Raw genomic sequence first — 12,211 nt, forward strand, 5'->3', positions numbered from 1 at the left:
CGATACCTCTCGAATCACGGAATACTGATGTCATGACGTTCTTCGGCATCATCAAGTATCTGGGCATCCTGTTGCTGGCCTTCATGGCCGTCGTGGTCGTGGTGGTGGCTCTGATCGGCATCGGCGTCACGTTCTCTCCGACGCTCATCCCCGGCCTGTTCCAGAGCTAGCCCAGCGCGCGAGCTCAGCGCGCGAGGTAGCGGCGCACGGCCTCGGCGCTGGCGGCGTGGTCGACAACGTCAGGCTCTCCCGACATGGTGATCGTGCCGACCGCGAGACCGTCGATGCGAATGGGGATCGATCCGCCGTGTGCGCGGTACGTCTCGAAGTCGTAGCCCTGTTCTTCGAGCGTCGTTCCCGCTTCCTCCTGGCGTCGCTTCACCAGCAGTGACGGCTCATTGAAGGCGGTCGCCACGGCGGCCTTGCCCGCCAGCCAGGGGTCGTTGCCGGAGCCGGTGGTGCCGAGGTTGGCGCGGAACACCAGCTCGTCGCCCAGCACGATCTGCACGGCGAGGTTGAGATTCCAGTCCTGAATCACCCCGACGGCGATCACCCCGAGAAGCACGCCGTGGTCGTTGTCGAAGACGTCGGTGTCGAGACCGGTGAGCTCCTCGAGGTCGGCGATCGTAAAGACGGGAAGTTCTTCGAAGATGGGCATGTCTTACTCCTGAGCTGGGGCGTGTGGCAGATTGCGCAGAACCAACTCTGGCAGTTCCGCGGGTTCGTATGGTTCGTCGGTGCCGATCAGGTCGTCGGCCGTCCACCATCGGTGGGCGAGTACGTCGACCTTCTCGTCGTCGGTCCAGTGGGCGTCGCTCGGCTCGAACGCGTCGACGATGTGGCGGTAGAACACGGCATGGCCGGTCGAATGGTCGGCCGCATCCCACATCACGTCGAAGTCGTGCTCCCACACCGGCGTGCCGAGGTCGTCGACCTTGAGGCCGGTCTCCTCGAACAGCTCGCGCACGGCGGCCTGATCGTGGTTCTCGCCCGGGTCCACTCCCCCGCCGGGCGTGAGCCAGCGCGCGGCGCCACTCGTGTCTGGGGCCTTCGTGAGAAACAGCAGGATGCGGTCGTCCCGGTCGAACAGCAGAATCCTCGAGGTCAGCCGCAGCCCGCCGGTCATCGGGTTCCGCTGTTGTCGGTAGGTGCAGTAACTGGCAGGGAGCGAGCCCACCAGTCGAGGATCGCCTCGAACCGCTGCAGGCGATGCCGCGGCCGGCCGCTCCTGCTCAGTTCGTGGTTCTCGCCGGGGAAGATCAGCAGCTCGGTCTCTACCCCGCGGCGCTTGAGTGCCGCGTAGTATCGCTCGCCCTGAGGCAGCGGGCAGCGCAGATCGTCGGCCGAGTGGATCACGAAGGTGGGGGTGCGTACCTGCCCGACGACCGCCTGCGGGCTTTGCTTCGCGATCGCGGCGGCATCCGTTCCCACGTATTCGTCGCCGAAGAACGATCCGATGTCGGAGGTCCCGACAAAACCCTCGGGGTCGAGAAACCCGCGCTCCACGATAGCGCCCGCGAAACGGTGATCGTGAGCGATGGTCCAGGCGGTGAGATATCCGCCGTACGACCCGCCCATGATGCCGACCCGGCCGGCGTCGAAGGTCGGGTTGGCGGAGATGGCGCCGTCCAAGAAGTCGAGCACATCGGTGAGGTCGACCGTGCCCATGGCGTGACGCACGGCGCGGCCGTGCTCTTCGCCATACCCCGCGCTGCCGCGCGGATTGCACATGACCACCGCGTACCCGGCGTCGGCGTAGACCTGGGCCTCGTCGAACAGGCTCACCGTGTACTGGGCGAAGGGTCCGCCATGGATGACGAGCAGCACGGGGTGCGGGCCCGCCCCGGCCGGGGTGAGCACCCAGCCGTGCACGGGGTGGCCGTCGCGCGACTCGACGCTGAACTCGGGAGCCGGGATGATGCCCGCCTCGCGAAGTGGCGCGGAGAAGTCGGTGAGCGCGACCACCGAGCCATCGAGCACAAGTCCGAGCTCACCTGTGGTCTCCGGAGCAGCGTAGGCGACCACGATGGTGCCCTCCACCGCCGAGACGCCGGAGATCTCGACATCGCCGCCGGCCACCACCTCGATCTGGGTGCCGGCCAGGTCGGACCCGTGCGTCACGCGCAGCAGGGTGACGCGACCGCGGCTCACGTTGCCGACGAGCGCAGCGTCGCCGACGACCGTCAGTTCTCCACCGACGTCGTAGGCGGTATCGGTGAGCCTTGTGACGGCGGAGGTGCTCGGGTCGAGGTGGAACAGGCCGCCCGAGCGACCGATGAAGTCGGTGCCGTGCGGGCCGAGCTCGATGCCGGTGAACAAGAGATGCCCGTCGGCGGCCCAGCCGAGGTCGTCGATGCCGAACTGGGCGTCTGCTGGACTGAGTGGCTCGGGTGCACTGAGCAGTTCGGGCGTGCTTTCCTCCGCGACGGCCACGACATAGATCTCGTTCGCCAGCGTCGCGTCGGGTGCGCGTCGTGCCGAGACGAAGGCGATGCGCAGCCCGTCGGGCGAGAATCGCGGGGCGCTGTCATCGGCATCACCGGTAGTGAGCTGGCGGGCCACCGGGGCGGCGGCGGGGGCATCCGGATGCTCGTCTCCCACGCTCGGGGCGGTGCGGTAACGCGGCTCCTCCCCCGGGCTGGGTACCTCGACCAGGAACACGTGCGACCGACGGTCGGTGATGTAGCCCAGGCCGTTCGCCGTGTACTTCAGCGTCGTGATGCGGCGCGGGGCCTCGGCATTCGGTCCGAGGTCGGCAACCGAGCCGTAGCGTCCCGGTTCGGGAACGCGCGCGGTGAAGGCGAGGCTGCGGGAGTCTGGCGACCAGACGTAGTCGTCTATGCCGAGCGGGGCATCCGTTACCTGGATCGGCTCGCCGCCGTCGGTCTCGGTGACGAACACCTGGCCGCGGCCGTCTGAATCGGCGCGGGTGAAAGCGAGAAGTGCGCCGTCGGGCGAGAAGGCAGGCGATCCATCGGCCACCCCCCGGGTGATGCGACGGCGTGCGCCGCCCGGCACCGCGACGGACCAGAGCTGCCCGACCGTGCGGTCGGCCGCCAAATCGGGGTGGCTCACTGCGACGACGGCTCTCGTGCCGTCCGGGTGCAGGGCAGGCCGGGACAGGCTGGTCAGCAGGGAGAGGTCGCTCGCCTTCACGGGGTTGCTCGCCCGCTACTCGGCAGCGTCGTCGGTCGGCGCGAAGTCGCTGGTGTCGCCGACCAGCCGCGTGTTGTCGTCAGGAATCGGATCGACAGCAGCCCGCGCCACCTCGGCGGCGAACTCCGCCACGTTATAGAGCTTGCCCGCCGCGTCCTTTCTGGCACTGATCGCGCCCGGGTTCGCCCGCTCGAGCAGAGTGGCCGTGATGGTGCCCTCGATCATGTCGCCGGAAACGACGACGAAGCCGATGCCCGCCTCGGTCAGGGTCGGGATCAGGCCGCGCAGCGCATCCTCGCCGGCACGCTTGCTCAGGGCCACCGGCAGGTATTCGGGCATGGTCGGGGTGGTGTGGATGAAGTGCGCCTGGTGGCTGGTGACGAACACCACGCGCGAGCCCGGCTGCAGCAGGGGCAGTGCAGCGTTCAGCACGCGCAGCTGGGCGTCGCGGTTGAGCTTGGTGGCATAGTCGGCTTCCATGCCGGACTCCATGCCTCCCGAGGCGTTGAGGACGAGGATGTCGAGCCCGCCGAGGTCAGTCTGGATGGTGTCGAACATCGCTGCGACCGAGGCCTCGTCGGTGAGGTCGGCGCCAATGGCGATCGCGGAGGCGCCGGTGGCAACCAACTTCTCCACGAGTTTGTTCGCGCGCGCCTCTTTATTGCGGTAGTTGACGACGACGCTCGCCCCCGCCTCGGCGAGGTAGGTGACGGTGTCGGCGCCGATGCCACGGGAGGAGCCGGTAACGAGGGCGCGCAGTCCGTCGAGGGAACCGGGGGCGAGGGGGTTGGTCACGAGAGAACTCCTGGGAAGACGAGCCTGCGAACAGACAGGAACGGACCAAGCGGCCCGATTCCCGACAATACCAAGGGACGAGCGTGACCAATGCTTTGCAATGCCCGTGCTTCCCCCCGGCGCGCGGCCGGTGGTGATAGCTTCGGAAGACACGATGCGCGAGGGGGCAGCTGAATGGCCGCTGAATTTCTAACCACGTATTCGTGGATCTTCTGGCTGGCGCTCATCCTCATCTTCGTGATCATCGAGGTCGCCACTGTCGACTTCACCTTCCTCATGATCGCGGTCGGCAGTTTCGCGGGCCTCATCGCCGGTCTGTTCGGCATCCCGTGGTGGGCGCAGGTGATCGTCGCCGGAGTCGTCTCCTTGATCCTCATCTTTGTCGTCCGGCCGGCGCTCAAACGTGCCCTGTCGAAGGGCGGTGACGCTACCCCGAGCAATGTGGCGGCGCTTCTCGGCCTCGCCGGAACCGTGACAACCGACTTCGTGGCCGGCCAGGGCCACGTCAAGCTCGCCAACGGCGAGACCTGGACCGCGAAGCTCTCGGGCCTCACCGACGTCGAGGTAATCGGCGCGGGAGACCGCGTCGTCGTGACGGCAATCGAAGGGGCGACCGCCGTGGTCATCCCTGCTGAAAGGAACCCATCGTGACCACTGCCGAACTGTTCGGCCAGATCGTGCTCGTGATCGTGATCATCGTGGTGATCATCTTCGTGCTGGTGATCCTGTTCCGATCCATCCGCATCATCCCCCAGGCGCGCGCCGGAGTCGTCGAGCGCCTCGGCAAATACCACAAGACCCTCATGCCGGGGCTCAACGTGCTGGTGCCGTTCATCGACCGGGTACGTCCGCTCATCGATATGCGTGAGCAGGTCGTGTCTTTTCCCCCGCAGCCGGTGATCACCGAAGACAACCTGGTCGTCTCGATCGATACCGTCGTCTACTTTCAGGTGACGGATGCCCGGGCCGCGACCTACGAGATCGCCAACTACCTCGGGGCTGTCGAGCAGCTCACCACCACGACCCTGCGTAACGTCGTCGGTGGCCTGAACCTCGAAGAGGCGCTGACCTCCCGCGACAACATCAATGGGCAACTGCGCATCGTGCTCGACGAGGCCACCGGCAAGTGGGGCATCCGCGTCGGCCGGGTCGAGCTCAAGGCGATCGATCCGCCCCTCTCCATCCAGGACTCGATGGAAAAGCAGATGCGTGCCGAGCGAGACCGCCGTGCGCAGATCCTGACCGCCGAGGGAACAAAGCAGGCCGCCATCCTTCAAGCCGAGGGCTCGCGACAGGCCGCCATCCTCGAGGCAGAGGGTGCCGCCAAAGCACAGGTGCTGCGGGCAAACGGTGAGGCCGAAGCGATCAAGACCGTGTTCACTGCCATCCACGACGGTGACCCCGATCCGAAGCTGCTCGCTTACCAATACCTGCAGATGCTGCCCAAGATTGCCGATGGCGATGCAAATAAGCTCTGGATCATTCCGTCCGAGCTCACCGAGGCCGTGAAGAACATCAGTTCGGGCTTCCTCGGAAATTTGGGTGGAAACCCCCCGACGAAGTAGGGGCGTGGATGACGTACGGCCGGATGACGGCCGTCCCTCTGCTGCGACCACCTACTTCACCCCTGCTCCCCCACGCGTACTCGCCCACCGCGGTTTGCAACTCGACGCACCCGAAAACACGATGCTGGCGTTCGAGCAAGCGATCGCGCTGGGAGTCACGCACCTCGAGACCGACGTGCACGCCTCGAAGGACGGCGTCGCGGTTATCGTTCACGACGCCGACCTCAAGCGCACGGCGAAGCGGTCGGTGCGCGTGGAGCAGCTGACGCTGGCTGAGCTGCGGGAGATCGACCTCGGCAAGGGGCAGACGATCTCGACGCTGGCCGAGTTGCTCGCCGCTTTTCCCACGGCGCGGTTCAACATCGACATCAAGTCCATGGCTGCCGCGGAGCCCGCGTCTCACGACATCATCGCGGCGGGTGCCGTCGCGCGAGTGCTCATCACCTCGTTCAACGACAAGCGCCGTCGTGCCGCAACCGACCGGATGCCGGGGATCGCGACATCCGCCTCTGCGCCCGCCTTCGTCACGGCACTGATCGCGGCGCGTCTGGCTATCGCTCCCCTCGCCCGCTGGCTGATGCGCAACGTGGATGCGGTGCAGATCCCGGAGCGGATCGCCGGATTCCGCACGGTGACCGCTCGCACGGTGCGCACATTCCACAGCGCCGGTCTCGAGATTCACGTCTGGACGGTCAACGACGCTCCCTCGATGCGCAAGTTGTACGGTCGCGGTGTCGACGGCATCTTCACCGACCGGGCGGACATCGCCCTGGCCGTGCTGCGGGAAAGCTTCCCGCACTCTCGCTGAGCGGCGTCGACAGCGGGCCTCGCCGACCCCGAAATCGTCGTCCTGACCCCGCCGCACCCATCGACGCCGTGGACTTCTTCTCGCATACTGGCTGGGAACTGTCTGGGAACGGTCGCGGCGCGAAAGGATTTGCCCAGCTTCGGGGTTTATAACTGTGTAGGCATCGCGAGAGAGGACCACACAATGGCGGATCGCAGTTTGCGCGGAATGAGGCTCGGATCCCAGAGTCTTCAGAGTGAAGAAGGCGTTACCTTCTCCCCGCGAAAGATAAGCACATACCAGGCAGCAGACGGTACGACCTTCGAGGTCACGTTCGCCGCCGACGCCGAGGTTCCCACGGTGTGGGAATCCCCCAAGAGCGGTCACGAAGGTCGGCTCATCGGCCTTGATGGCAAGCAGGTCGAGCCCGAAGAGTCCGACACCAAGGTCGCGCGTACCCACTGGGACATGCTGCTGGAGCGTCGCACCCGGGCTGAGCTCGAAGAACTCCTTCAGGAGCGGCTCGACTACCTCCGGGCACGCAAGGGACAGCACAAGATCGGCGCCTGATCACTCAGGACTGATCGCATAGGTCTGATCTCACAGGTCCGATCGCACCGCGCTTCATCGGGATCCTCTTCGGAGGGTCCCGATTCGTCGTTAACCCGCGCTCCCCCTCGTGAGTTGCATGTTTTGGCTGTTCTCAGCGCGTGAGAACAGCCAAAACATGCAACTCAGTGGGAGGAGGCGCGAGAGGAGGCCGAGGAGGAGGGGCGGCGGGCGGGGCGGATGCGCGGGCGGCGACGACGCAGGAGGAGCCCGAGAGCGAGTCCAGCCAGCCCGAACCCGCCGGCCAGCCATTCCAGCTGTCGGCCGATCACCATGGCCGGCGTCTTCACCGTCGTGAGCGGGATGTCGTGCACCATTGTCCCCGCGGTGAACGGCGTGATCGACTCCAGCTTCTTGCCCGTCGGACCGAACATCGCGCTCACCCCGACCGTGGAGTCGTTGACGACGCTCCGGCCCGTCTCAATCGCCCTCATCTTGGCGATCGCGACCTGCTGCTGACTCTCGTCGCTGTGCCCGAAATCGGCATTGTTGGTCGGAGCGAGGATGAACTCCGCGCCGCTGTCGACCATCTTTTTGATCAGGGCGTCATCGACGATGTCGAAGCAGATCGCAATTCCGGCCACCGCATTCTTGATCGAGAAGACGTTGTTGCGGGTGCCAAAGGAATAATCACGCGGCACCAGGGCGAACAGGTCTGGGGCGAACGGCGTCCAGAATTTGCGATCGGGCAGGTACTCGGCAAACGGCACCGGGTGGATCTTGTCGTACTGGTCGACCGCTCCCCCGTTCTTCCAGAGCAGCACGCTGTTCCAGGTGCGCCCCCGCGTGCCGCTGGTGATCGTGCCGGTGACCAGCGGTGCTCCGATCGCCTGCGTCACATAGTCGAGCTGCTGCGCGGCGTACTCGTTGGTGAGTGGATCGACGTCGGAGGCGTTCTCGGGCCAGACCACGACATCCACTTTCTTGCCGATCAGCGGGAGGGACGCCTCGAGGTGGTCGTTCAGGGCGTCGCCCGGCTCGATGCGGGCGAACAGTCCTGAATCGGAGTTTCCCTGTACGGCTGCAACGCGGATGGACCCGTCGGAGAGGTCGGGCCAGGCGGGGAAGGCGAGAAGCACGAAGGCGGTCGCCGCGGCGATGACTCCCCGCAGCGTCCAGCGAACGGATGTCTCGCGCACCGCCTGCAGGATGACCGCAGCCAGGAAGGCGATCAGGAAGCTGAGTCCGGAGACGCCGACCCAGGCCACCAGCGGGGCGAACGGCCCGTCCGACTGAGACAAGGCGAGGCGACCCCAGGCGAATCCGCCGTAGGGCCAGACGGCGAAGACGGCCTCGCGGAGGGTCCAGAGCCCCGCGATGACCGCCGGCAGCGCGAGGAGCCGACCGCCGACACCGGGCCAGAGCCGCGGCACGAAGCGCCAGGCTAGAGCGATCAGCGTGGCACCGATGGCGTAGAAGATCGCCTCGAGACCGGCGAGGGCGAGCCATGGCACCGGGCCCAGGTAGACCGTGAGCCAGAAGATGTGAGTGCCGAAGAAGGCGAATCCCCCGACGAGCCCGACGACCAGGGAACTCCAGAAGCGGCGACCGATCAGCGCCCACATCATCAGCGCCGGGCCGAAGAAGGCGAGCGGCCACCATCCGCGGTCAGGGAAGGCGCCCGCCGTGACCATTCCGGCAATGCCCGCGGCGAGAACGGCGATCCCCAGGTTCGCGGGTTGCCGGGTTGGGTGCACCGGATAAGCCTACGGTCGGATGCTGGATGAAAGGGTTAGGCGACGGAGGAGTACGCCACGATTCCGCGACGGATCGCGTCCAGGGCCTTGCGGGCGGTGCGGCCGACATTACCCTCCGCCACGACGGAGAGCTGGTCGAGCAGATCGATGGTCTGCTTCGTCATCCGCACGAAGTCCCCGGCGGCGAGTTCGGCATCCTGCAGCACCTGGTCGAGACTTGTGCCCTGCGCCCAGCGGTTCATGGCCAGCGCGAGCCCGGTCGAGATCGGATTGCTGCCGGGCAGCTTGTGCGCCCGCTCCAGATCGTCAAGCGTGGCCCAGAGGTCGGTGGTCTTCTCCAGCGCCGGCCGGAACGCACCCTTGGGCAGGTATCGATCGGAGAGTTGTCCCTCGTCACGGCGCGGCTCGTAGACCAGAGACGCAGCCATCGCGGCGAGACCCGCGGGGTCGAGGTCGTTCCAGACACCGCGGCGCAGGCACTCCGCCACCAAGAGGTCGCGTTCGCCGTAGATGCGCCGCAGCGTACGACCGTGCACCGAGGCCGTCACGGTGCCATGGTCGTCGCGCACCAGATAGCCGAGCTCCAGCAGAACATCGGTGACACGGTCGAAGATGCGCGCGACGGCACCCGTTCTGGTGCGGATCTGACGGCTCAGATCATCCGTCTGCTTCTTCAGCCGCCACCAGCGCTCCGCCCAGCGCGCGTGGTTTTCGCGGTCGGGGCAGGAGTGACTGGGATGCTGCTTCAGCCTCTTGCGCAGCACGGTGAGCTGATTCTGCCGCTTGTCTCGCTCGGCGCGACTCTGCGTGTCGGCGCGCGATGCACCCTTGCGCTCGAGGTCGGTGAGCTCGCGACGAATGTTCGAGTACTCACGGAAGTCACCGAGGTGGCAGGTCATCGAGCTCTCGTAGCCGGCCAGCGACTCTTCTTGGCTCCGCACCTTGCGGGCGATGTCGACGACGGCACGGTCGGCCTGGAACTGCGCGAACGACGACTCGAGGATGTCGCGGGCGCGTTCCCGGGAGAACTGCTCGATCAGGTTCACGGCCATGTTGTACGTGGGGGTGAAGCTCGAGTTGAGCGGGTAGGTGCGGCGGGAGGCGAGCGAGGCGACCGCCTGCGGGTCGAGGCCGTCTTGCCACTGGATCACCGAGTGGCCCTCGACGTCGATGCCCCGCCGCCCGGCCCGACCGGTGAGCTGCGTGTACTCCCCCGGGGTGATTGGCACGCGAGCTTCGCCGTTGAACTTCTCGAGCTTCTCGAGCACGACGGTGCGAGCGGGCATGTTGATGCCGAGCGCCAGCGTCTCCGTGGCGAAGACGGCCTTGACCAGTTTCTTCTGGAACAGCTCTTCGACCACCTCCTTGAAGGCGGGAAGCATGCCAGCGTGGTGGGCTGCGACCCCGCGCTGGAGGCCCTCGAGCCATTCCCAGTAGCCGAGCACGGCGAGGTCTTCGTCGAGAATGGTGCGGCAGCGCTCCTCGACGATCTCACGGATCTCGTCGCGCTCCTCGGCGGTGGTCAGCCGAACGCCGGCGCGCAACACCTGTTTGACCGCCTGGTCGCAGCCGACGCGGCTGAAGATGAAGAAGATGGCGGGCAGCAAGTTGCGCTCGCCCAGGAGCTTGACGATATCGGCGCGGTCCATGCGCCCCTCGGCTCCACGATGGCCGCCGCCCCCGCCCTGGTAGCGCCCACGCCGCTGCCGCACATTCGCCGGCGCGTTGCGCCCGCCGCCGGAGCGGACGAGTTGCACCAACTCGGGGTTCACCCGGTTGGTCGCCGCGAGGCCAGACGAGTCGAAGAGGTCGAGCATCTTCGAGCGCACCAGGATGTGCTGGTCGAGCGGCACCGGACGCTCCTCGGAGACGATCACGGCGGTCTCGCCCCGCACCGCCTGCAGCCAGTCGCCGAATTCCTCGGCGTTGGAGACCGTGGCGCTCAGGGAGACCAGACGCACCTGCTGGGGAAGGTGGATGATGACCTCCTCCCACACCGCCCCGCGGAAGCGATCAGCGAGGTAATGCACCTCGTCCATGATCACGAAGGAGAGATCGCGCAGCAGATCGGAGTCGGCGTAGAGCATGTTGCGCAAAACCTCGGTGGTCATGACCACGATGCGCGCGCCCGAATTGATGTTGGTGTCGCCGGTGAGCAGGCCGACGTTGTCTGACCCGTACTCGGCGACGAATTCCTGAAACTTCTGGTTGCTCAGAGCCTTCATCGGTGCCGTGTAGAAGACCTTGGCATGGCTCTGCTGCATCGCCAAGAACACAGCGAACTCGGCGACGATCGTTTTGCCCGCGCCGGTGGGCGCCGCGACCAGCACGCTGTCGCCGTTCTCGAGTGAGACGCAGGACTGCAGCTGGAAGGGGTCGAGGTCGAACGAAAGTCCGGCGCGGAACCGCTCCAGTTTCGGTGAGCCCTGACGGGTCTTCGACAGGGCGTAGCGCTCCGACGGTGTCAACTCAGTGGTCACGCTTTCGCCGTATCGCCGAGGTCGTCGAGCAGCTTGTCCGCCCGTTTGGCGACGCTGCGGTCATGAAGGATCGAGATCGCGGCAGCCGCCAAGTAGAGCACAATCATCGGCGCTGCCAGGAGGAACATTGAAGAGATGTCGGCGGAGGGTGTGGCCAGGGCGCAGAAGACGAAGATCAACAGGATGGCCCATCGCCAGCTGCGAATGATGCTGATGCCGGAGATCAGACCGATGAAGTTGAGAAGCACGAGAAACACCGGCAACACGAATGCGACCCCGACGGCCAGCACCAGTTTGAGGACGAAGCCGAGGTAGTCCTTCGCGCCGATCAGGCTGGAGTCCTGTTTGGGTACAAACGAGCCGAGTACCGAGACGATGTGCGGGAAGACGAACCAGCCGGCGGCGCATCCGATCAGGAAAAGGGGAATGGCACTGAACAAGAATCCGAAGGTGTAGCGCTTCTCTTTGGAGGTCAGCCCGGGGACGAGGAAGGCGAGGATCTGGTACAGCCAGACCGGGCTGGCCGCAACCACACCGATCGTGACCGTGATCTGCAGCCGTACATCGAATGCTTCACTGATGTTGGTGAAGTTCAGACTCGCGGACCGATCGTGGCCGGCGAGGATCGCAATGGGTTCGCGGATCGCCTGCAGGACGTAGTCCTGCACGAACCAGCCGGCGATGGAGAGGACCACCACAGCGATGGCAGAGATGAATAGGCGCTTGCGCAGTTCGAGCAGGTGCTGGCCGAGCGACATCCGGCCTTCGCTGTTTTTGCCTCGCTGCGCGCGTGTGCTCGCCACAGACGTTCTGACCGGCTCGATATCAGACCAACACAGACGTTTCGACGGGGAAGACTTAGGAGTTCGTCTTCGAGGAGTCCGTCGTCTGCGACTTGACCTCGGGGGACGTCTCGTTCAGCTGCACGCCGGGGGTGGCGGTACTGTCGGCGGGCTTGTCCTCCGACTTGATCTCGTTCTTGAAGATCTTCATCGACTGCCCGACGCTCTTGGCCAGGGCGGGAAGCTTCGCCGCACCGAAGATCAGCACGATGATGACCAGAAGGATCAGGGCATGCCAACCGGTGAATCCACTCAACATTGTGTGCCATCCCTAGATCGT

General features: G+C 65.8%; 13 protein-coding genes. 5 read left to right on the plus strand and 8 right to left on the minus strand.

Features of this window, described 5'->3' with window-relative positions; genetic code table 11:
• Positions 1-32 precede the first annotated feature (32 nt).
• Entirely contained in the window at positions 33-170 is a 138-nt protein-coding gene (locus tag IV501_RS09300; protein ID WP_200555312.1) for a hypothetical protein, read from the plus strand.
• A 14-nt stretch (positions 171-184) separates the two neighbouring features.
• Here the strand turns inward: IV501_RS09300 and IV501_RS09305 are convergent, their stop codons facing one another.
• From IV501_RS09305 to IV501_RS09320, 4 genes are read right to left on the minus strand one after another with little or no spacing between them, the layout of a single operon-like run.
• On the minus strand, positions 185-658 hold the full coding sequence (locus IV501_RS09305) for a heme-binding protein (protein ID WP_234698124.1): 474 nt from the start codon (positions 656-658) through the stop codon (positions 185-187).
• 3 nt (positions 659-661) lie between these two features.
• The gene (locus tag IV501_RS09310) at positions 662-1,126 is read right to left on the minus strand and encodes an NUDIX hydrolase (RefSeq protein ID WP_200555311.1); all 465 of its coding nucleotides are present in this window, start codon (positions 1,124-1,126) and stop codon (positions 662-664) included.
• Complete coding sequence (locus tag IV501_RS09315) at positions 1,123-3,156, minus strand: S9 family peptidase (protein WP_200555310.1); 2,034 nt, start codon at positions 3,154-3,156, stop codon at positions 1,123-1,125. Before IV501_RS09315 ends, IV501_RS09310 begins: the two co-directional genes overlap by 4 nt.
• Positions 3,157-3,171: 15 nt before the next feature.
• Entirely contained in the window at positions 3,172-3,951 is a 780-nt protein-coding gene (locus tag IV501_RS09320; RefSeq protein ID WP_200555309.1) for an SDR family oxidoreductase, read from the minus strand.
• Positions 3,952-4,125: 174 nt separating this feature from the next.
• On the opposite strand from IV501_RS09320, the gene IV501_RS09325 reads away from it, so the two are divergent.
• From IV501_RS09325 to IV501_RS09340, 4 genes are all read left to right on the plus strand, one after another.
• A complete protein-coding gene (locus IV501_RS09325) occupies positions 4,126-4,602 on the plus strand; it encodes an NfeD family protein (protein ID WP_200555308.1) in 477 nt (158 codons plus the stop codon).
• A complete protein-coding gene (locus IV501_RS09330; protein ID WP_200555307.1) occupies positions 4,599-5,516 on the plus strand; it encodes an SPFH domain-containing protein in 918 nt (305 codons plus the stop codon). The genes IV501_RS09325 and IV501_RS09330 overlap by 4 nt, the downstream gene beginning before the upstream one ends.
• Before the next feature lie 4 nt (positions 5,517-5,520).
• Complete coding sequence (locus tag IV501_RS09335) at positions 5,521-6,324, plus strand: glycerophosphodiester phosphodiesterase family protein (protein ID WP_307812189.1); 804 nt, start codon at positions 5,521-5,523, stop codon at positions 6,322-6,324.
• A 183-nt stretch (positions 6,325-6,507) separates the two neighbouring features.
• The gene (locus IV501_RS09340) at positions 6,508-6,873 is read left to right on the plus strand and encodes an RNA polymerase-binding protein RbpA (RefSeq protein WP_200555306.1); all 366 of its coding nucleotides are present in this window, start codon (positions 6,508-6,510) and stop codon (positions 6,871-6,873) included.
• A 164-nt stretch (positions 6,874-7,037) separates the two neighbouring features.
• On the opposite strand, the gene lnt is transcribed toward IV501_RS09340, so the two are convergent.
• From lnt to tatA, 4 genes are all read right to left on the minus strand, one after another.
• The gene (gene lnt, locus IV501_RS09345) at positions 7,038-8,609 is read right to left on the minus strand and encodes an apolipoprotein N-acyltransferase (RefSeq protein WP_307812188.1); all 1,572 of its coding nucleotides are present in this window, start codon (positions 8,607-8,609) and stop codon (positions 7,038-7,040) included.
• 35 nt (positions 8,610-8,644) lie between these two features.
• Complete coding sequence (locus IV501_RS09350; RefSeq protein WP_200555305.1) at positions 8,645-11,089, minus strand: DEAD/DEAH box helicase; 2,445 nt, start codon at positions 11,087-11,089, stop codon at positions 8,645-8,647.
• On the minus strand, positions 11,086-11,847 hold the full coding sequence (tatC, locus tag IV501_RS09355) for a twin-arginine translocase subunit TatC (RefSeq protein ID WP_200555465.1): 762 nt from the start codon (positions 11,845-11,847) through the stop codon (positions 11,086-11,088). Before tatC ends, IV501_RS09350 begins: the two co-directional genes overlap by 4 nt.
• Positions 11,848-11,947: 100 nt before the next feature.
• Complete coding sequence (gene tatA / locus IV501_RS09360; RefSeq protein WP_200555304.1) at positions 11,948-12,190, minus strand: twin-arginine translocase TatA/TatE family subunit; 243 nt, start codon at positions 12,188-12,190, stop codon at positions 11,948-11,950.
• Positions 12,191-12,211 lie beyond the last annotated feature (21 nt).

The sequence above is a fragment of the Lacisediminihabitans changchengi genome (genome assembly GCF_016634425.1).
GTDB classification, from domain to species: domain Bacteria; phylum Actinomycetota; class Actinomycetes; order Actinomycetales; family Microbacteriaceae; genus Lacisediminihabitans; species Lacisediminihabitans changchengi.